The 22,781-nt window shown below is 64.6% G+C and carries 8 protein-coding genes; all 8 read left to right on the top strand.

Going from position 1 to position 22,781, the window contains the following annotated elements:
- Positions 1-7: 7 nt before the first annotated feature.
- Complete coding sequence (gene gspK, locus LQ249_RS18655) at positions 8-898, top strand: type II secretion system minor pseudopilin GspK (RefSeq protein WP_017849136.1); 891 nt, start codon at positions 8-10, stop codon at positions 896-898.
- Positions 895-1,977: a type II secretion system protein GspL gene (gene gspL / locus LQ249_RS18650; RefSeq protein ID WP_046383042.1), complete on the top strand. Its 1,083-nt coding sequence runs from the start codon at positions 895-897 to the stop codon at positions 1,975-1,977. Before gspK ends, gspL begins: the two co-directional genes overlap by 4 nt.
- Entirely contained in the window at positions 1,970-2,482 is a 513-nt protein-coding gene (gspM, locus tag LQ249_RS18645) for a type II secretion system protein GspM (protein WP_232565757.1), read from the top strand. Before gspL ends, gspM begins: the two co-directional genes overlap by 8 nt.
- The gene (gspD, locus tag LQ249_RS18640) at positions 2,479-4,782 is read left to right on the top strand and encodes a type II secretion system secretin GspD (RefSeq protein WP_232565756.1); all 2,304 of its coding nucleotides are present in this window, start codon (positions 2,479-2,481) and stop codon (positions 4,780-4,782) included. The genes gspM and gspD overlap by 4 nt, the downstream gene beginning before the upstream one ends.
- A gap of 501 nt (positions 4,783-5,283) precedes the next feature.
- The gene (gspE, locus tag LQ249_RS18635) at positions 5,284-6,702 is read left to right on the top strand and encodes a type II secretion system ATPase GspE (RefSeq protein ID WP_057004372.1); all 1,419 of its coding nucleotides are present in this window, start codon (positions 5,284-5,286) and stop codon (positions 6,700-6,702) included.
- Positions 6,702-7,913, top strand: a complete 1,212-nt coding sequence (gspF, locus tag LQ249_RS18630; protein ID WP_232565755.1) for a type II secretion system inner membrane protein GspF — start codon at positions 6,702-6,704, stop codon at positions 7,911-7,913. Before gspE ends, gspF begins: the two co-directional genes overlap by 1 nt.
- 459 nt (positions 7,914-8,372) lie before the next feature.
- Positions 8,373-9,545, top strand: a complete 1,173-nt coding sequence (locus LQ249_RS18625; protein ID WP_046383046.1) for a substrate-binding domain-containing protein — start codon at positions 8,373-8,375, stop codon at positions 9,543-9,545.
- A 228-nt stretch (positions 9,546-9,773) separates the two neighbouring features.
- A complete protein-coding gene (locus tag LQ249_RS18620; RefSeq protein WP_232565754.1) occupies positions 9,774-22,394 on the top strand; it encodes a filamentous haemagglutinin family protein in 12,621 nt (4,206 codons plus the stop codon).
- The last annotated feature ends 387 nt before the right edge of the window (positions 22,395-22,781 follow it).

Here is a 22,781-nt window from a genome sequence, read left to right as displayed (position 1 = left end):
GCGCGCGATGAAACGGGATTCGCCCGCAGCGGCGAAGCAGCGCGGCATGGCGATTATCAGCGCGTTGCTGATCGCGGCGGTGGTGGCGGTGATCGCCGGCGCCATGCTCACGCGCCAGAGCGTATTCACCCGCAGCGTGGAGGCCGAGCAATTGCGCATTCAGGGTCAGTGGCTGTTGCAAGGTCGCCTGGAACACAGCCGCCTGTTGCTGTGGGAGGCGCGCCAGAAGGACGTGCTGACGCGCCTCGATCAGCCGTGGGCGCGGCCCCAGGGCGGGGCGTTTGAAGGGCGCCTGGAGGACGAGCAGGGCAAGTTCAACCTGCGCAACCTGGTCAATCGCCAGCGGCTGGACGCCGAACAACTGCAAGCTTTCGAGCGCCTGTGCCGCCTGATCGACATCGACCCGGCCGTGAGCCGACGTATCAGCCGGCGAGTGATCGCCTCCTATGATCAACGTACCGACAAGACGCTGCTGCCGGCGCGCTACCCGATGCTGCGCAGCCTGGATGACCTGAGCGGTATCGAAGGGCTCGACCCGCTGCTGCTGCGACGCCTGCAGACCTTCGTCGGCGTGCTGCCCGGCAATACCTGGGTCAACGGCAACACCGCCAGCGCCGAAGTGCTCAGCGCGGTGGTGCCGGAACTCAGCCTGGCCCAGGCCCAGGCATTGGTGGCCGAGCGCGACAGCGGGCGCTGGTTTATCAACCGTGGCGATTTCGTCAACCGCCTGCACCTGCCCCAAGTGGCGGTGGACAGCGTGCAGGTGGGCATTACCAGCGAGTGGTTTCGCCTGCAGGGCCAGGTACGCCGTGAACAGCGCCGGGTAACGATCGACGCGTTGTTGCATCGCCCCGAAGACCGCCGGCCCCAGGTGATCTGGTCGCGGGTGGGCGCATGAAACGCCTGCGGATCGGCTTGCCGCCACTCGATCAACTGACGGTCGACAGCCAGGTGCAATTTGCCTGGCTGGAGCGTGGCGCCGTGGTGAGCGAGGGTTGCGAAAGCCTGTTGCAGTTGGGCCGGTCCAAGCCGTCGGTGGAGTGCTTTCTGCACCCCGCCGACAGCCTGTCGACCAGCCTCGAGCTGCCGCCGCTGGCCGCCACCAAAACCGCCGCCGCCGTGGCCTGTGCCGCACAGGCGTTGATCCTCGGGCCGGTGGAGCAGATGCAGGTGGCCCACGGCCCGCGCGACAGCGATGGGCGCGTGCAGGTGGCCTGGGTGTCCAAGGCCGGGTTGGAGCGCCTGGGCCAGGTGTTGGTGCAGGGCCAGTTCAGGTTGCGCGGCCTGTACCCGGCGCCGTATGCCTTGCCGCTCGGCACCGCGGCCATGCACGACGGTTATTTGCTGACACGCCATAGCCTGCACCAAACGGCGGTGCATCCGCTCGGGCAACAGGTGTTGGATCAAGGGCTGGAGGTGCCGCTGGCGCCGGAGGCGCAACGCTGGAGTGGCGCCGTGCCTGGCTGGGGCTTGCACGGCCGCCTCAACCCACCGGCGAGCGGTGGCTGGGGCAGGGCGTTGGCCGCTGTCGCCCTGGCCACTGCCGTCTGGACCCTGGGCCTGAACCTGTACGCCGCGCGCCAGGCGGGCGAAGGCCAGCAGCTCAAGGCGCTGCTGAGTCAGCAGGTGCGCCAGGCCTTCCCCGAATTACCGGTGATCCTCAACCCCTTGCAGCAGGCCCGCCAACAGTTGGCCGCCCGCCAAACCGGCGCCGCCGCCGACCCCGCCCAGCGCTTTGGCAGCCTGCTGCAAGTAGCCGGCAGCAGCCTGCCGTTCATGGTCGGCAACGTCGACAACCTGAGCTTCGAACAGGGCCGCTTGCACGTGGGCTTGCTGGCCGACAGCCGTAGCCCGACGGCGCCGGGCGATGGGCAAGCGGCGCTGGCCCAGGCCGGGTTTAGCGCGACCCGCGATGAGCATGGCTGGACGTTGGGTCCGGTGGAAACCGCCGAAAAACCGGGAGCCGTCGATGAATAAGTGGCGCCGTCTACGCAGCCAGGCCCAGGCGTTCTGGAGCGGCCTGGCCCTGCGCGAACAACGCATGCTCAGCGGCGCCGGCCTGGTGCTGGCAGGTCTGTTGACCTGGCTGGTGCTGATTCAGCCGCCCTTGAAGACGATCGCGTATTGGCAGGCCGAAACCCCCAAGTTGCGCACCCAGGCCGCCACCTTGCACGCGCTGTTGCAGGGCGTCGCGGCGCCGCGGCCCGCCGATGCCGCCACGCTGCAACAGGCCCTGGACAGCGCCGGCCTGCAAGGTCGCTACCAGTTGCAGGCGCTGGATGCCGGCGCCTGGCGCCTGAGCTTCGACAACGCGCCGGCCGATGCGGTGATGGACTGGTTACTGGGCAATCCCCGTTCGTTTTCCCTGGAGGTGTCCGAGGCGCGCTTGCGGCGTAGCGCGGACGCTATCGACAACTCGGCCGGCACTGTGTCCGGGACCGTTCGCATGGATCAGGCGCTTGGCGCTAAGGAAGCTTCATGAAGTGGTCAGTCCCCAACCCTGCGCCTTTTCGCAAGATCGCGCCGCTGCTGTTACTGGCCTTGAGCGCGTGCAGCAACACCCCGTCGCCGACCAAGCCGTTGCAGGTGGACAGCGAACTCGGCCAGCCCCTGGCCGACACCCGGCGCAGCAGCGAGAGCGTGCTGGAGCGCCAGCGCGAGCCGGCGCCCAAGCCCCGCGTCCAGCACCCGCTGACCAACAGCGCCCGTGGCCACGCGCCGGCTGCGGTCAAGACGCGCAACCCACTGGGCGATCAGCCGGTGCAGTTGAATTTTGTCGATGCCGATATCCAGGCGGTGGTGCGCGCGCTGTCCCGTGCCACCGGCCAGCAGTTTCTGGTCGACCCTCGAGTCAAAGGCAGCCTGACCCTGGTCAGCGAAGGCCAGGTGCCGGCGCATCAAGCCTACGACATGCTGCTGGCTGCGCTGCGCATGCAGGGCTTCAGCGTGGTCGACGTCGGCGGCGTGGCCCAGGTGGTGCCGGAGGCCGATGCGAAGTTGCTCGGCGGGCCGATCTACAGCGCCGGCAGCAGCGGCATGCAGACCCGCACCTTTCGCCTGCAATATGAAAACGCGGTGAACCTGATCCCGGTGCTGCGCCCGATCGTGTCGCCGAACAACCCGATCAACGCCTACCCGGGCAACAACAGCATCGTCATCACCGATTACGCGGAAAACCTTGCGCGAGTGGCGCAGATCATCGACGGCATCGACACCCCCAGCGCCATCGACACCGACGTGGTGATGGTGCAGAACGGCATCGCCGTGGACATCGCCGCCATGGTCAGCGAACTCCTGGAAACCCAGGGCGCCGACCAGACCCAGAAGATCAACGTGATCGGTGACCCGCGCTCCAACTCGATCATCATCCGTTCCGGCAGCCCCGAGCGCACCGAGCTGGCGCGCAACCTGATCTACAAACTCGACAATGCCCAGAGCAACCCGAGCAACATGCACGTGGTCTACCTGCGCAACGCCCAGGCCGGCAAGCTGGCGCAGTCGCTGCGCGGCTTGCTCACCGGCGAGAGCGAGTCCGGCGTCAGCGACGAGGCGCGGGGCAAGCTCAGTGCCATGGGCGGCAATGCCCAGAGCACCCAGGGCAACAGCACCGCGCAGAACAGCAGCGGCACGCCCACCGGCAGCGGCGTGCAGGCCGGGTATGGCCAGGACAAACCGGCGACCGGCAGCAGCCCCAGCGATCAGAACACCGCGTTCAGCGCCGGCGGCGTGACGATCCAGGCCGACGCCACCACCAACACCTTGCTGATCTCCGCGCCGGACCCGCTGTACCGCAACCTGCGCGAAGTGATCGACATGCTTGACCAGCGCCGCGCCCAGGTGGTGATCGAAAGCCTGATCGTCGAAGTCAACGAAGACGACGCCAGCGAGTTCGGCGTGCAGTGGCAGGCCGGCAACCTCGGCGGCAAGGGCGGTTTTGGCGGGGTGAACCTGGGGGGCAGCGGGGTGAATGGCACGTCGACCAGCAAGACCAGCATCGATGTGCTGCCCAAGGGCCTGAATATCGGCCTGGTCGATGGCAGCGTCGACATCCCCGGGATCGGCAAGGTGCTCGACCTTAAAGTGCTGGCCCGCGCCTTGAAGAGCAAGGGCGGCACCAACGTGCTGTCGACACCGAACCTGTTGACCCTGGACAACGAAGCCGCGAGCATTTTTGTCGGGCAGACCATTCCGTTCGTCACCGGCAGCTATGTGACGGGCGGCGGCGGCACCAGCAACAACCCGTTCCAGACCGTGCAGCGCGAAGAAGTGGGGCTCAAGCTCAACGTGCGCCCGCAGATTTCCGAAGGCGGCACGGTGAAGCTGGATATCTACCAGGAAGTCAGCAGCGTGGACGCGCGGGCGTCGGTGGACGCGGGCACGGTGACCAACAAGCGGGCGATCGATACCAGCATCCTGTTGGACGACGGGCAGATCATGGTGCTCGGCGGGTTGTTGCAGGACGGCTACAGCCAGAGCAATGACGCGGTGCCGTGGCTGTCGGATATTCCGGGGTTGGGCGCGCTGTTTCGCAATGAAAAGCGCAGTGTGAACAAGACCAACCTGATGGTGTTTTTGCGCCCTTACATCATTCGCGACAGTGGCGCGGGGCGCAGTATCACGTTGAACCGCTATGAGTTCATGCGCCGCGCCCAGGGAGGCTTGCAGCCGGAGCGCAGTTGGGCAATGCCGGATGTGCAGGCACCGCAGTTGCCGTCGGTGGAGAAGGCGATTCCGGGGGCTGGGCCGAGGGCGGTGATCAGGGCGGTGCCGGCTCGTGATTGATGTTGAGCGAGTGCATATCCGGGGCTTCGCTAACGGCGGCTTATGGTTCCGCCCTCACGGCGGGTCACTTTGGAAAAACCCCAAAGTAACCAAAGGGCCCTTGCCCCACCACTCGGCACCTCGCTTGGGCTCGGTGTGCCCGAACGCAGGCTTGCGTGGTTTAAGATCAAAAGCGGCTCGCTTCGCATCGTGTTTACGCGGGGGGGCGGTGTTTTTTCATGGCCTGGATTTGTGCCACAACTCCGCTGCAATCAATGCAGTGCCCAGACGGGTGCAGTCGGATTTGACTGAGAATTCCTGGGCACTCACCGCTTCAAAATGTGGGAGGGGGCTTGCCCCCGATAGCGGTGGTTCAGTTACAGATGAATTGACTGACACACCGCTATCGGGGGCAAGCCCCCTCCCACATTTACAGTGCGCGGCGGCCCGCCGTGAGGGCGGAACCATAAGCCGCCGTTACCGCAGCAACGGATATGTACTCAATCCAAAAGGGTCAACCCCATGAGCCTGCTGCCCTACGCCTGGGCCAAATCCCAACGCATCCTCCTGCGTCCCGGCGAGGCCGGCCTGCTGCTGACGGTCTGCCCGTCCACCCCCGGCTGGTCGATCAGCGAAGTGCAACGTCAGTTCGGCCAGAGCCGCCTTGAACAGGTGCGCGACGACGAACTCGACGGCCTGCTCGCCAGCGCCTATGCCGACACCGGCAGCGCCGCTGCGGTGGTCGGTGCCGCCGAAAACGAAGTCGACCTCGACCGCCTGATGCAGGACATGCCCGAGATCACCGACCTGCTCGACACCCAGGACGGCGCGCCGGTGATCCGCATGATCAACGCCTTGCTGACCCAGGCCGCCCGCGATGAGGCCAGTGATATCCATATCGAACCCTACGAAACCCACTCCGTGGTGCGCTACCGCGTCGACGGCACCCTGCGCGACGTGGTCTCGCCGCGCAAGGCGCTGCATGGCGCGCTGGTGTCGCGGATCAAGATCATGGCCCAGCTCGACATCGCCGAAAAACGCCTGCCCCAGGACGGCCGCATCGCCCTGCGCGTGGCCGGGCGGCCGATTGATATCCGCGTGTCGACAGTGCCCACCGGGCATGGCGAGCGCGTAGTGATGCGCTTGCTGGACAAGCAGGCCGGGCGCCTGCAACTGGAGACCCTGGGCATGGAGCCGCAACTGCTGGCGCGCCTCGACACGCTGATCCGCCAGCCCCACGGCATCGTGTTGGTCACCGGGCCCACCGGCAGCGGCAAGACCACCAGCCTCTATGCCGCGCTGGCGCGGCTGGATGCGAGCACCAGCAATATCCTCACTGTCGAAGACCCGGTGGAGTACGACTTGCCGGGCATCAGCCAGATCCAGGTCAACGCCAAGATCGACATGACCTTCGGCCTGGCCTTGCGTGCGATCCTGCGCCAGGACCCGGACATCATCATGATCGGCGAAATCCGCGACCTGGAGACCGCCCAGATCGCCGTGCAAGCCTCGCTCACCGGCCACCTGGTGCTCGCCACCCTGCACACTAACGATGCGGTGTCGGCGGTCAACCGCCTGATCGATATGGGCGTCGAACCGTTCCTGCTGGCGTCTTCACTGTTGGGCGTGTTGGCCCAGCGCCTGGTGCGGCGCCTGTGCCCGCACTGCAAGCAGGCAGACCCGGCCGTGCCGGGCACCTGGCGCCCGGTGGGCTGCGCGCAGTGCAACCAGATCGGCTACAGCGGGCGTACCGGTATCCATGAATTGTTCTGCGTCGACGACGAGGTGCGCAGCCTGATCCACCAGGGCGCTGGCGAGCAGGAGCTGCGTCTGGCGGCACGCCGCGCCGGCATGTTCAGCATGCGTGAAGACGGCGAGCGCTGGGTGCGCAGCGGCACCACCGCGGCCGAAGAAATCCTGCGCGTAACACGGGACGCCTGATGAATCGCTATCGCTATGAAGCCGCCGACGCCAGCGGCAAGGTCGAGGCCGGGCACCTGGAGGCGGACAGCCAGAGCGCGGCGTTTGCCGCGTTGCGCAGCCGTGGCCTGACCGCGCTTCTGGTGCAGGTCGAAGGCAATCAACAGGCCGCGGGCGGCAGCAGCCTGTTCAGCGCCAAGCTGTCGGACAACGACCTGGCCTGGGCCACGCGGCAACTGGCGAGCCTGCTCGGCGCCAGCCTGCCGTTGGAAGCGGCGCTGAGCGCGACGGTGGAACAGGCCGAGAAAAAACACATCGCCCAGACCCTGGCCGCTGTGCGCGCCGATGTGCGCGGCGGCATGCGCCTGGCCGATGCCCTGGCGGCACGGCCACGGGACTTTCCGTCGATCTACCGTGCGCTGATCGCGGCGGGGGAGGAGTCCGGCGACCTGGCCCAGGTGATGGAGCGCCTGGCCGACTACATCGAGGAGCGCAACAACCTGCGCGGCAAGATCCTCACCGCATTCATCTACCCCGGCGTGGTGGGGCTGGTGTCCATCGGCATTGTGATTTTCCTGCTCAGCTACGTGGTGCCCCAGGTGGTCAGCGCGTTCTCCCAGGCGCGCCAGGACCTGCCGGGGCTGACCCTGGCGATGCTCAACGCCAGCGACTTTATCCGCGCCTGGGGTTGGCTGTGTTTTGCCGGGATCGTCGGCAGCTTCTGGGGCTGGCGCTTGTACCTGCGCGACCCGGTGGCGCGCTTGAACTGGCACAGCCGCGTGCTGCGCCTGCCGCTGATCGGGCGCTTTGTGCTGGGCCTGAACACCGCCCGATTTGCCTCGACCCTGGCGATCCTCGGCGGTGCTGGCGTGCCGCTGTTGCGCGCCCTCGAAGCCGCGCGCCAGACCCTGTCCAACGAGCGCCTGAGCCAGTGCGTCAACGACGCCACCGCCAAAGTGCGCGAGGGCGTCAACCTCGCTCCGGCGCTGGCGGTGGAGAAGGTGTTCCCACCGGTGCTGATCCACCTGATCGCCAGCGGTGAAAAAACCGGCTCACTGCCGCCCATGCTCGAACGCGCGGCGCAGACCCTGTCGCGGGACATCGAACGCCGTGCCATGGGCGTGACCGCGTTGCTCGAGCCATTGATGATCGTGGTGATGGGCGCGGTGGTGCTGGTGATCGTGATGGCGGTGCTGTTGCCAATCATCGAGATCAACCAACTGGTGACCTGAATGTGGGAGGGGGCTTGCCCCCGATTGCGATGGGTCAATCTATGCATCTTTGGCTGACACTCCCTCATCGGGGGCAAGCCCCCTCCCACATTGGACCCTACCTGTTCAGTTGATTTTGGGGTGGGCCGATACCGCCAGCCCGCAACCTCGGGTTCATCGTTTCGTCACAGCCAAACCCCTCGCCGCAGCCTACGCCGCCTTGACGAAACCCCCACTGAAACCGCGCTGTCACCTGCCTCCAAACCGCTCAAAACCATGACCAAAACACCCGAGAATCTTTTTAAAAATCAAGCGCTTCCTCCCGAGGTTTTTTCCCTTAGCTGTCATCGGAAGCTGCGAAATTCTCTAGCCATGGCCTCACCCCCAGCCACCCCCGGAACACGGCTTGGGACCGAAGCCATGGCGTCATGCAAGAGCCATCTACCTCAAACGTACAAACACGACGAAAGGAGATTCTTCATGTTTAAGCGCACTATGATCGCGGCCTCTTTGGCAGTTGCAGCACTGGCTTCGGCCCAATCCATGGCCGCAGTGGTCGGTGGCGGGGCCACCTTGCCGGAAAAACTCTACGGCAGCACTGCCACATCGACGACGGCTACCGGCATCCTCTCTGCCAGCATTCCAGGTTTTAGCCCCTACATCGGTGTAGGCAGCGGCGACGGCAAGAAGGCGTTCTTCGGTAACGATTCGACCAAGCTGAAATTGGCCTCGGGTATCACCGTTGACTATGCCGGTAGCGATTCGGTGGTGAGCGCCGCGGAACTGGCTGCTTACAACGCTGATACCGTTAAAGGCCGCGCCGCCTATGGCCCGCTGGTTCAAGTCCCGGCTGAAGCCACTTCGGTGACCGTGCCTTACCACATCGACGGTAAAACCTCGCTGCAGCTCACCAGTGCTCAGTTGGCTGATATCTTCGCCGGCAAGATCACTAACTGGAAAAACGTGCAATTCAACGGGGCTGCCGGCCCAGACCTGCAGATCAAAGTGGTCTACCGTCAGGAAACCAGCGGGACCACCGAGATTTTTACCAACCACCTCAAAGCGGTAAAACCCGCGTCGGTACCGAATGTCAGCAACAGCTTCGTCACCGCCATCGGCTTTGACCCCGCCACCAGCGCTCCGGTCGGTTCAAGCTACCTCGCTGTAACCGGCAGCCAAGGTGTCGCCACCGCGATCACCAATAACAACGGTGCCATCGGTTACGTCAGCCCTGACTACGCAGCGTTCAACAGCGCCGCCGCCGTTGCCTCGGTCAATGGCTTCCTGCCGACTGAAGTGAACGTTCAAGCTTCTCTCGATACTATTGCGCCACCGACCGTCGGTTCCGCCGCCGCCACCGACCCGTTGAACTGGGTCCCTACGTTTGCCAACCCGACTGCGGGCTACCCCATCGTCGGCTACACCAACCTGGTCTTCAGCCAGTGCTACAAAGACACCGCTGACAACACCCGCATCCAGACTTTCCTGAAACGTCACTACACCGGCGTGAACAACGCGGCTATCAGCAGCCACTCGTTCATTCCGTTGTCCACTACCTGGCAGAAAGCGGTCTACGACAACTTCGTTGCCACCACCAGCTCGCTGCGCATCGGCGACACCAACACCTGCAACGGTATCGGTCGTCCGCTGTAACACCCCGTCTCGACAGGGTTGGCCCCACAACCGGCAATGACTTCGCGTCATTGCCGGTTTTGTCGTTGTGCATCGCGACCCGCCAGTTGAACCGCGTTGTATGAACATTGTGTGACATCAGTTCGGTCGCACCCCTCGGCAACCGCCTTAAGCAATAACCACAACACGTGCCCGCGCAGTGTTCGCGCGCCCGTCGTTCGCCTGCCCCGTCAAAAGGACCTGTAAGTGATGCGTTCCCGTCTGAAGCTGCCTGCCAACCGCGCTGCCAACGTGCCTGCCACTGCCGGTCAACCGGTGTTGCGCCTTAAACCCCTGGCCCATGTGATCGCACTGCTGGTATTTACCGGCGGTGCCCACGCGGCGCAGCCCCAGGCGTTCAGTTCGGGTTGGTTTGCCGCCAAGGGCGTGACGCAGGCCGATGGCGGCGCACGCCCTGGCGCGACGTCACCGGGAACGCCGCCGCCGTTGGCCCAGCAACAGGTGCTTGGTCAGCAGTTGCAACGCTCCTTTCAGACCCTCAACACCAGCGTCGCCGCAATTGCCGCGCAACAGGCGGCGCAGGCCGCTGCCCGCAATAACGCCAGCGCGGGGCCGGAGACGATCCATAACGGTCTGGGCGGCAACGGCTTGAATGTGGTGATCGGCGCGGATGGCAAGCCGCTGTTTGTCAACGCCGAGGGGCCGGTGCAAACCGATGCCAACGGCAAGACGCTGGTCTCGATCAAGCAAACGGCCGATAAGGCGATCCTCAATTGGGACACCTTCAACATCGGTCGCAACACCACCGTGCAGTTCCAACAGAACAGCGATTGGGCCGCGCTCAACAAGGTCAACAACAGCACGGCGCCGAGCCAGATCCAAGGGGCTCTCAAGGCTGACGGCACGGTGCTGATCCTCAACAGCAACGGCGTCGTGTTCAGCGGCAGCAGCCAGGTCAACGTGCGCAACCTGGTGGCTGCCGCCACGGGCTTCAGCGATGAGCAATTCACCGCCAAGGGGCTGTACAGTTCAAGCAACAGCGCGCCCGGTTTCACCCAGGCCGCCGGCAAGGTGACGGTCGAGCGTGGTGCGCAGATCCAGACCCAGGTGCCCGCCACCTCCACTGCGGGCGGCGGTTATGTGCTGTTGCTCGGCAAAGAGGTGGAGAACGCCGGGACCATTTCCACCGCGCGAGGCCAGACCACCCTGGCGGCGGGCGACAGCTTTGTGATCAAGAAGGGCTACAGCACCGATGGCAATGTTGCGTCCACCACGCGGGGCAATGAAGTCAGCGTCACCGGCAGCGGCAAGGTCAGCAACAGCGGGCTGATTCAGGCCTCTACCGGTGACATCACCCTGGCTGGCCAGCAGGTGTTGCAAAACGGTGTGTTACTCACCAGTTCGTCGGTGGAAGCCCGGGGTACCCTGCATGTAAAGGGCACGGGCAACAACGCTAGCGTGACCCTGGGCGAGGGCAGCCTCAGCGCGATTTTGCTCGACAGCAGCAGCGCCCTCGACAGCCAGCGCGCCGGGCTGATGACGCCGTCGCTCGATCAGAACGGCAACATTGTGCCGGCCGATACCTACCGCCGTGACCAGTCCCTGGTGGAAATCACCAGCGACGGCACGGTGGATTTTCGCAGCGGTTCCGTGACCCTGGCCACTGGCGGCCAAGTCGGTATCAAGGCTGCGCAGCGCACCCTGGTGCGCGACGGCGCGGTGATCGACGTGTCCGGCGCCACCGGGGTCAAGGTGTCGATGGCGTCCAATAGCGTCAAGGTCAATATCCAAGGCAACGAGCAGCGCGATGCGGCGGTCAATCGCGACGACAAGTCCCTGAATAACAACGATGTGTGGGTGGATGTCCGCGACTTGATTTTTGTCGCGGCTGGCACCAATGGCTATGCCACCGACCGCTGGTACACCGCGGGTGGCCTGCTGGAAGTGGGCGGTTATTTGGGCACCCGTAACCACGGCATTGGCGAGTGGATGGCCCAGGGCGGTACGGTGACCTTCAGCGGTAAGGACGTGGTGACCCAACAGGGTTCGCAGATCAACCTGTCCGGCGGCACCCTCGATGTGCAGGCGGGCAAGGTCCAGCAAACCTGGCTCAAAGGGCCGGACGGGCGTTTGTATGAACTGTCCACCGCGCCGGGGGACTTGCTCTACAGCGGGATTTACAAAGGCTATGAGGACCACAGCCAGCGCTGGGGCGTGACCGAGTATTACTACAACCCTTTGATCGCCCCGCGTGAGCGTTCAGAAGGTGCCTACACCGTGGGGCGCGATGCCGGACGCTTGGTCGTCAGTACCGCCAGTGCGGTTCTGGAGGGCCAGGTTGTGGGTGACACCTATCAGGGCGAACGCCAGACCCAGGCCGCGCAAAAAGGCCTGGACGGTTATTTGCAATCGCAAAAAGCCGTGGCCCGCGGTGCCCAATTCGTGGTCGGTAGTTACGTGCCGTATTACGTCAAGGACAGCGCCACGTTGCAGTACGCCCTGGGGGCGGATGCCGGCACCGTGAAAAACGTCGTGCTCGGGCAGCGGGCGGCGGCTATCGCCGCAGGTCTGGACTTGACCACCGCACTGCCGGCTGATCGGGTGTCCACGCTCTATCTGGACACCGATGCCTTGAACGCGACGGAGCTGGGCGCGATCAAAATCGCCAGCACCGGTTCGATTCTGGTCAACAGTGCGCTGGAGGTGGCCGCAGCCGGCGACATCACCCTGTTTGCTCCGAAAATCGAGGTCAATGCCAACCTGACCGCGCATTCCGGCAGCCTGCAGTTGGGTAACGTACAAACGCAGATCACCCCCGCCGGCAAAGTCGATGTGACCCTCGGCGGGCGTGGCAGCCTGACGGTGAACAACGGCGTGTCCCTGGATGCCAGCGGCTTGTGGAGCAATCAGCGGCTGGGCACCGGCGATGGCAGCCGTTTGCCCTATCTCAACGGCGGCAGCGTGGCGTTGCGCAGTAGCGGTGATATGACCCTGACGGCAGGTAGCCAGGTCGACGTGTCATCCGGCGCAGCCCTGGATGCCAAGGGCCAGCTCACTGGCGGCAAGGGTGGTGACCTGACGCTCGCGGCCAACGCCAATAGTGGCGACAGCCGAGGCAGCCTGGCCCTCGACGGTGAGTTGCTCGGGTACGGGGTCAATGGCGGCGGGCGCCTGAGTGTGCAGGCCGGCCAGGTGCTGATCAGCGATTCGGCGGTTGCCCCAGGTACCGGGACGTTGCAGCTCGGCAGTGGGTTCTTCAATAAGGGCTTTGGCGCCTATGACATCACGGGCAATGAAGGTCTGGTGGTCGCCGATGGCACCCAGCTTGCCGTGACAACCCCGGTGTACCGCCTCAATGACAACGCACAAAGCGTGGCGAGCGGTGCAGCGCCACGCACTGCGCTGGAGATCTGGACTCCGCCGCAGTATCAGGAAAACCCCACCAAGGGCCTGTTGACCCCCCGCAAAGGCGCGAGTGTGAGCTTGCAAGCCGGTACGTTGTTGTCGACAGCGGCGCAGATGGCGTCGGCGCAACTGCGCATCGGCCAGGGCGCGCGGATTGAGGTTGATCCGGGTCAAGCGATCAGTCTACGCAGCATTGGCCAGTTGACCGTGGATGGCAGCCTGAATGCCTGGGGTGGCAGCATCACGCTGGGCGCTGTCAGCGTGCAACCCAACGTGGCCGATGGCGTTGAAAACCAGGGCCATGGCCGTTCGATCTGGATCGGTGAACACGCAGTACTGGACGTGGCCGGGCGGGCGTTCACCGCCGTGGACAGTCTCGGCCGGCGCTACGGTACGGTCGGCCAGGGCGGCACTATCGTGATTGGCGGGGTGATCGACCCGGCCACCGGGATCGCCTCCGCCGCCAACTTGTTTGTGGTGGTGCGCGAAGGCGCGCGCCTTGACGCTTCCGGCAGCCAGGCGGTGCTGGACCTGGACGGTGCCGGCCCGAGCGTGATCGCCAGCCGTGGCGGCAACATCTCCCTGGCATCCAACACCGGCGTGTACCTCGACGGTACGCTCAAGGCCGGCAGCGGTGGTGCCGGTGCGGCGGGTGGTTCCCTGAGCCTGGCGTTGGAAACGCCGCTGTACGCCGAATCGGCCGCGGCTCGCGTGCGGCAAGTCCGTGAATTGATTGTCAGTGCCGCCGATCCGGGCGTGCCGTTGCCCGCCGGCAGCACCCCCGAATCGGCCGCGGGCAGCCTGGTCTACGGTCATGGCCGGCTTACGGTCAGCCAGGTCGACGCCGGCGGCTTCGATAACCTGTCGCTGTTGAGCAATGGTCTGATCAGCTTCGACGGTGACGTGTCCCTGCGTCTGGGGCAGAGCCTGAGCCTGTATTCCGGGGCCATGGCGTTGACGGATGGCGCGCCCCGACAGTCCCAGGTGCTCCTGGCGGCGCCTTATGTACGCCTGGCCGGGGTTGGCAACAACAGCCAGGGCAGCGACGGCGCCGTTCGTCCGACGGTCCAGGGTGGCGTTTCCACGCAGGGTACAGCCGGGCTCTTGAGGGTTGAAGCGGCAAACGTGCTGGATGTGCGTGATAGCCTCAACTTCGGTGCCCATGCCGAGCGCTCCAAGGCGTTGGCCAACGGCATTGACCGACGCGCCTTCGATCAGGCCCAGTTGGTCAGCCTGGGGGATATGCGCTTTCTGGCCCGCAGCGCGAACAATACTAAAACCGCCTTGACCACCCAGGCCGACTTGAGCCTGACGGCGGCGCAGATTTACCCGGCTACGGGGGCCGTTGCCGAGGTCACGGCCGGCTACACGGGGCCTAACAGCGACTTTGACCCGACACGCACCTTGCGCATCGGCCGGGTCGGCAGTGAGGCCCCGGCGCAACCTTATTCAGTGTTTGGCAGCTTACTGCTGAGTGCCTCGACCATCGAACAAGGCGGCGTGTTACGGGCGCCCATGGGCGTGCTGACCCTGGGCATGGATGGCGGCATCGTCCGTTCCACCAAAGTGATCAGCCTGTTGCCTGGCAGCCTGACCTCCGTCAGCGCCGGTGGCCTGGTGCTGCCGTATGGCGGGACAGTCGACGGCGTGACCTGGCAGTACAACGGCAAACAGGTGGAGTTGCTGGGCGTCGGCGGCACCTATAACACGGGCAGTCTGGCCGTTGGTATGCAATTGGTCGGGCGCTCGCTGAATGTGCAGCAGGGCGCGGTGCTGGACCTTGCCGGTGGCGGTGAGTTGCTCGGCGCGGCGTTTGTCTCCGGGCGCGGCGGCTCCACCGATGCGCGCTACAACCCGTTGGTGCAAATCGGTGCGGACGGGCGCTTTACCTTGCCGGGGCTGGCCACCAACCCGATCTATGCGATTGTTCCCGGCGCCCAGCCGGGAGTCGCGCCCAGCGGTGGCGAGCCGGGTGCGACCCAGCCGCTGGTGGGGCAACAAATCAGTATCGGTGCCGGGGTTCCAGGCTTGCCGGCGGGGACCTACACCTTGCTGCCGTCTAGTTACGCCTTGTTGCCGGGGGCGTTTCGGGTCGAGATCAACGGCTTGGCAACGGCGTTTGCCGCAGGTTCGATGCCGAACGCTTCGGCCATGAATAACGGTTCCTGGTCAACCGAGGGCTTCCTGTCGATTGCCCACACCGGCATTCGCGACAGCCTGTCGAGCCAGGTGATCGTCACGCCGGCGGCGGTATTGCGCCGGTATTCCCAGTACAACGAAACCCGTTACGCAGACTTCGTGCGCGCTGACGCTGCGCGCCTGGGCGTCCCGCGTGCGGCCCTTGAAGCCGACGCCAAAACCCTGAAGTTGCAACTGATCGCCGGTCAAAAAGACGTGGGGTTCACCTTTGATGGCGAGGGGCGTTTTAAACCCGCGGAGGGTGGATTCGGTGCCACTGTAACGGTGCAGGGCGACGCTATCGAGGTGATTTCTGACACTGCCCAAGCCAGTACCACGCCGTCGACAGTGGCGGTACGCGCCAGCGATTTGAATGCCTTGGGGGCCGCCCGTTTGGTGGTGGGCGGCTTGACGACGGTGATGTACGGCCAGGGTGGTAATTTTGTCGGGTTCGACACAGGATCCAGCGCGAACTCGGTGGTTGTGCGTCAAGGTGCGAGCTTGGCGGCGCCGGAAGTGTTCTTGATGACGGGTACGTCCTCGGGCGCCATTGAGATCGAACAAGGTGCGTCGATCAACACCCTGGGGCTCGGCAAGGCTGCCTATGACTCGGATGATGGTTTTATCTATCGACCAGGCGCTCATAGTGTCCTGGCAGTGTCCAATGGGCGCTTGCAGATGCTGGCCCCAACCGCTGGCGACAATAATAGAGGACCAGGCAGCATCCTGATCGGCCAGTGCAATCCAGGGGCTTGCAGCGGTGAAACGTCACTGTATTCCGAGGGCTCGATTGCCTTTGCCACCACCAACCGCTTTGCCTTGGGTGACGGTGTGCGCTACGGCACCCGTCATCTGGCGCTGGCGGTGGGTGGGATCAACGTCGGCAGCCCGGAGGCGTTGGCTAAGGCCGCCGCGCGCGGCGTGTTGCCGTCGGGCTTGACCCTCAATCAGCAAGTGATGGATCGCCTGTTGCGCGGCGATACCTCACGCGGCGCACCGGCCCTGAAAAGCCTGGCACTGACAGCTGGGCAATCCTTGAACTTCTATGGCAGCGCCACCCTGAGCACCCTCGACAGCTCGGGTAAGTCACTGCTGGATGAACTGTTACTGACGACTCCGGCGATCTATGGCTATGGCAACGCGGCGGATGTGGCGTTGATCCAGACCGGCACCTTGGTGTGGGGAGGCGATACCAGTGCGCCGCCGGCCGTGATCAACCAAGGTGCGGGCACCGGCAGCGGCACCCTGGAGCTGCAGGCTCGGCGCATCGAATTTGGCTATGGCCGCAATGCCCAGCCCGATGGCCTGACCGAGAATGGCCGCATGACCCTGGGCTTTGCCAATGTCCACCTCAACGCCGACGAACGCATTACGGCCAACCACAAAGGCAGCCTGGCGGTGCATCAGTCCCAGGGCGCTTATGAAGCGGGCAAGGGCTTTGCCTACAGTGGCGGCAACTTGACCATCACCGCGCCGCTGTTGACCGGTGAAGCCGGTTCGGTCAACCGGATCACCGCCGGTGGCGCAGTGACCGTAGTGGCCCCGGCCAACGGTGCGGCCCCGGCGGATGCGACGGCCATCGACGCGTTGGGCGCCGAGTTATTGCTGTCCGGGCGCAGCGTGGCGGTCGATACGGCGGTGGTGTTGCCCAGCGGCAAGCTGACCCTCAGCGCCGATGAAGCGCTGACCCTGGGCGCCTCTTCGCGTCTGGACCTCAGTGGTCGCACCGTGCGGAACAACGACGTGAGCAAATACAGCTGGGGCGGTGACGTCAGCCTGGAAAGCCGCCACGGCAACATTTATCAGGCGGCAGGTGCGCTCGTCGACCTGTCAGCCCGATACAACCAAGGTGGCCTGCTCAAAGCCGTGGCGGTGGACGCCGGAGCAGGGCAGGTCGACTTGCAAGGGCAGATCCGCGCCGGTAGCAGCGGCTATTACGATGCCGGTGGCACCCTGGTACCGTACCAGGCGGGCGGGGTGGACATTCGTGCGCAGCAGATGGGGGATTTCGCCGCGTTGAACCAACGCTTGAACCAGGGACAGGTGTGGGGTTCGCGCAGCTTCCAGCTCAAGCAGGGCAACCTGGTTATCGGCGATGAACTCAAGGCCAATCAGGTCAACGTCTCGGTGGATAACGGCAGTTTGACGGTGGTGGGCACTATCGACGCCAGTGGTGAGCGGGTCGGCAGTATCCGCCTGGCCGGCAAGCAGGGTCTGACCCTCGCCGGCAGTGCGGTGCTGGATGCCCACGGTACGGCGTTGCGGGTCGACAGCTACGGCAAAATCATCGATGCGCCGAACCGGGCGATGGTTGAACTCAACAGCGGTGACGGTCAATTGACCTTGGCCGATGGCGCGCGTATCGACGTGCGCCACGGCACGGCTGCGGTCCTGGGCCGTGGCCCGGGGCAATACGACGGCCTGGCCCGTGGCACCCTGGAACTGAATGCCCCCCGGCTGAATGCCAATGATGTGGCCATCGATGCGCGCGGGCGCGTCGATATCCTTGGCGCTCGCTCCATCGCGCTGAACGCCGTTGCCCGTTACACCGATGCGCCGCCCGGCGTTGAGCCGTCGGTCAGTGGCCGGCCGTATCAGGTGATCGATCAGGAATACCTGAATAAAAAACACGCGCTCAGTGAAACCTTTATCAACAATGCCTTGAACAACCTCGGGTTGACGCAAGGCAAGCTGGCGGGCTTGAACAACAGCCGCTACGCCGACGCCTTCCACCTGCGCCCAGGCGTGGAAATCGTCGCCGAAGGCGATCTGGTGGTCAGTGGCGACCTGGACCTGTCGGGCATGCGCTATGCCAGCCTCAACCGCAATACGCCGAAGACGTCGGTGTATGGTTCGGGCGAGGTCGGCAGCCTGGTGGTGCGTGCCGGTGGCAATCTGGACGTCTACGGCAGCATCAACGACGGTTTTGCCCCGCCGCCGCCCACCCCGGACGACAACGGCTGGGTGCTGACCCCCGGCCTGCAAGGGTTCGGCAGCGATGTGATCGTGCCCGGCCCTGGTGTGGTGCTGGCAGAGGGCAGTGCATTCCCCACTGGCAAGACCCTCAACTACTCGTTACCGATCCAGGCCACCACGCTGGCGCAAGGCACTGTGCTGCCGACGCAGGGCATCCTCGATGCGCCACTGACCCTGCCGGCCAATACCGTGTTGAGCGCGGCGGTGCGCGACAGCGCCGGCAACCTGCTGTATGCCGCCGGCACGTTGTTGCAACAACCTGTGGTGCTCGCTGCCGGTACACGACTGGACGCCGGCACCGTATTGGCGGGCGCTGCCGCCCTGCGCGCGATGACCTGGCCGGCCGGCGTGCCGTTACCCAGCCGAGGGGTGCTGATCGGCAGTGCGACCGACGGTGTTTTGCTGGCTGTGAACCTGGCTCTCAAGGTTGGCGCGCTGATTCCTTATGGCACGGACGTCAAACTGCCGAACGGCGCGATATCGGTGCCGTTGCATACCGTGACCGGCGCCACGGCACGCCAGAACTGGGCTGTGGCGCCGATGTTGGCCGAAGGCTCGCAGTCGTGGTCGTTGCGTCTGGTGTCCGGTGCTGATACCCAGGCGGCCGACACGCGTTCTATCCAGCCGGCCTTTGCCGGCGACCTGACCCTGGCGGACACGCACTACGGCATTTACGAGACTCACAGTAAAACCATCATCCCGGGGCAACCGGCCCGGCCAGGCGGCGCCTGGTACTGGAGTGACTTTGCCGCCGAGCTGTTCGGCGTCACGGCGGGGACTCCGGTGCCGGAGTCCGAGTGGGCTTCTTGCCCGGACTTGTGCGTGCGCGTCAACTACGTGTGGAGCGACTTAGCCGAGTTGTTTGGCTTTACTCCCGGGGCGCCGGTGTCACCCGAAAACGAAAGTATGTGCGACGCAGATCTGTGCGTTTCCTTGGGCGAACCCACTCCAGCAATCCCTGAACAGGTGATCGTCGGTCCGGTCAAACTGGTTTCACCCGTGAGTCAGCATTTCAGTGTGCTGCGCACCGGCACCGGTGATCTGGATCTGATCGCTGCGGGCAACGTCTCAATGCAATCGCCCTACGGCGTGTACACCGCAGGGGCGTCCAGCGCGTCTCGCGCAGGTGGTGCCGCCGCCGACTTCAACCAGGCTCGCGTCACCGCTGAGGATGGGACGGTGCTGGGCAGCGCGGCCAAGGCGTATGAAGCCTTGGTCGATGAAAGCAGCGCCAGCCCTTACGCCGCCTGGTACCCCGACGGCGGCGGCAACGTGTTGCTGCGCACCGGCGGTAGCCTGACGGGCGCTGTCTGGACGTCGATGCAAGATAGGCCAATGGACAATGACGGTCGCAGCCAACTCAACAGTGCGAACCTGGGCAACTGGTTGTGGCGCCAAGGCACAGGCAGCACGGCGGGTGTCACCCCGATACCGACCAGTTGGTGGATCAACTTTGGCACTTATATAAAGGGCAAAAGCGGCACTGCCAACCGGTATTTTGACGACGCTGCACAGATAGACCAGCTGCCACGCCTGGTGGGGTTCACCGGTGTCGGCACGCTGGGCGGCGGCAATCTGACCCTGGACCTGGGCAGCGATGGTGGCATGCAGACGCGCCGTGGCTCCGTGGATGGCTTGAGAGCACCGCGCAGTGAAGGCCTGGTGTTGGCAGTGGGGAGTACCGGGCGGGTGGTGGACGGTCAATTGCTGTTGACGGGGGGCGGCGACCTGGATGTACGCATGGGAGGCGATTTGAACCCTGGGCTGGACGCTCGTGCGACCCGCAGTAATACCGCCAGCTTGCAATCAGTCGACTATAAGGCACAAACACTCAGCCTCAATGGCGTGCTGACCAACCTGCGTGGCGCCTTGAACCTGCAGGCAGGCAGTCTGGGGGGCATTGCCTTGAATTACGGCAGTATGCGTAACGATCAGGATGTCAAGGAAAGCCGAGCCTACTCGCCGTACACCGCAAGCCTGGGCACGGCCACGGGCGGGATCACCTTGATGCTGGGCGACGCCACGGCCACGCTGTCGACGCGAGGTGACCTGGTGTTGGCGGGGACCGGCGACCCTGGACGCGTCTCTACCGAAAATACCCAAGCGTTCAGTTACAACGGTAGCGCTTATGGCAATGGCACCACATGGTTCTCATTATGGACCGAACGTACCGCCATCGACTTGTTCTCCGCAGGTGGCAGTTTGACGCCTAGCGTGCAGAGCATGTCGCTGAGCGCCAATGGCCAGCTGAATCCTCTGCCCGAGCAAAACTACTCCAGTTCGGACGGGCGTTTCATCTTCCCCTCCAAGCTCGGCGTGGTAGCAGCCAATGGCAGTATTTATCTCGGCGCATCCGCGCTGGGTGCTGGCCCGCTGCCTAACAATCCCGCTTATTCGCTGTTATTGGCGCCGTCGAGCAAAGGACGATTGGCCATGTTGGCCGGGGACTCAATTTACGCCAGCGGTTATGCGGTCAACCAGTCGGGTGACAGCCAGGGTGCTATACCGACGCCGTTCGCGCCAGCCTTTGTCGGCAGGAATGGGTTCAGCCTGGTCGTCAACAACCTGGGCAGTGACGCGATACAGGACGACCTTTCCTTGTTCGCCTTCCGCAGCGCGACTGATCTTGCGCGTCCGGCTTCCCAGGCAGAGCCGGCCAGGTTTTATGCCCAGCAGGGCGACATCGTAGGGTTGCGCAGCGGTGAGATCCTGACATTCGGCAGCCCGCGTCAAGGCCAGGTCCGCTATGAGTCCGCAGGCCCGGTCTGGATGCGGGCGGGGCGCGACATTGTCAGTTCAGGTACCGATATGGGCTCGTCGACGGTGCTTCCTAAACTGTTGGGTTACAACGGCGATTACTTGGGTGAAAGCCGCGGCAACCTGTTCGTTCACAGCCGCCCTGAGGACGTGTCAGTGGTTTCCGCCGGGCGCGACATTCTCTACAGCAGCTTCAACGTCGCCGGCCCCGGCACCCTGGAAGTCAGTGCCGGGCGCAACCTGTTGATGGCCGACAAAGCATCCATCACCAGCCTGGGACCGGTGGCGGTGGGCGACTCCCGTCCGGGGGCATCCATCGTGCTGGAAGCCGGGGTCGGGCTCAACGGCCTGGATTACCTGAAGTTCGTCACGCCCTACCTGGACCGCGCTAATCAGGCGGTCGAGGGTGTCGCGCTGGCCGCGCAAGCCGGCAAGGTGGCGAAAACCTACGAGGCCGAACTGTTGCAATGGCTCAACGAGCGCTACGCCTTCAGCGGCGATGCCGAGCAGGCGCGGGCGTACTTTGCAGGCTTGGGCCCCGAGCAGCAACGCATCTTCGCCCGTTCGGTGTACTTCGCCGAAGTGCGCGAAGGTGGTCGCGAATACAACCTGGCCGCTGGCCCGCGTTCCGGTAGCTTTGTCCGCAGCCGCGCGGCCATCAACGCACTGTTGCCGAGCAAGGACGTGGCGGGTAACCCGATCGTGTACAACGGCGACATCACCCTGTACGGCGGTGCCGGGGTGCATACCCTGTTTGGCGGCAATATCCAGATGCTCAGCCCGGGCGGGCAGCAGGTGTTCGGGATTGAAGGCAACGTGCCGCCGGCCAGTGCTGGGGTCCTCACGCAGGGTGCCGGGGATATTCAATTGTATTCCCGGGGCAGCATCCTGCTAGGCCAGAGCCGGATCATGACCACCTTTGGCGGGGCGATTCTCGCCTGGTCCAACGAAGGCGACATCAACGCCGGCCGTGGCTCGAAAACCACCGTGCTGTACACACCGCCCAAGCGGCTCTATGACACCTGGGGCAACGTGACCTTGTCACCCAGTGTGCCAAGCGCCGGTGCCGGTATTGCCACCCTGGCACCGATTGCCGAAGTGCCGGCCGGTGACATCGACCTGCTGGCTCCGGCCGGCACCATCGACGCGGGCGAGGCGGGCATTCGGGTCTCGGGCAACGTCAACATCGCCGCCTTGCATGTGGTCAACGCGGCGAACATCCAGACCCAGGGCAAGTCGTCCGGGGTGCCGGTGACGGCCACCGTCAATACCGGCGCCATGACCTCGGCCAGCGCGGCGGGGGCGGCGGCGTCCCAGGCGGCGGAAGACGCGGCGCGCAGCCAGCAGGCGGCGGCCAAGCAGGGCAGGGCGTCGATCGTGACGGTGGAAGTGTTGAGCTTTGGCTCCGAGCCGGTGCAGCGCGAGCCGCAGGAACAGCAGAAAACCTCGGAGTACAACCCCAACAGCCCGGTGCAGGTGCTGGGCGCGGGGCCGTTGAGCGAACAGGCGCGTGCGCGGTTGACGGATGAGGAGCGCAAGCAGATCACGTTGTAGGTGGAAGGACCTCTCGATGTACGTTTGGGGCAATCAGTGATTGCCCCGTTTTTTTTGCTGTTGGCGCGGCGGCCTAATAGCAGGCTGGTGTTTCATGGCTAACTCGGCTGGAAGGTGGGAGGGGGCTTGCCCCCGATGGCGGTGGATCAGTCATGCATGTAGTGACTGACACACTGCCATCGGGGGCAAGTCGAATCGTCGCACCGCCCCTCCCACATTTTGATCTCCATAGATCAGATATCTCCATGGATCAGAACCCAAAGAAACGGACATGTAGCCGATCACCCCCCTCCCCAAAAAATGCCCCCCACTCAATCCAAAATGAAGCTTTCGTGACAAAAGTTCGGTAGTGCCCGGCCACGCCCGTCTTGCCTATGTAACGCGCTG

The sequence above is a fragment of the Pseudomonas sp. 7-41 genome (assembly GCF_021233075.1).
Lineage (GTDB): Bacteria > Pseudomonadota > Gammaproteobacteria > Pseudomonadales > Pseudomonadaceae > Aquipseudomonas > Aquipseudomonas veronii.
The sequence above is the reverse complement of the archived record's forward strand: the minus strand, read 5'-3'. Positions and strand labels throughout refer to the sequence as shown.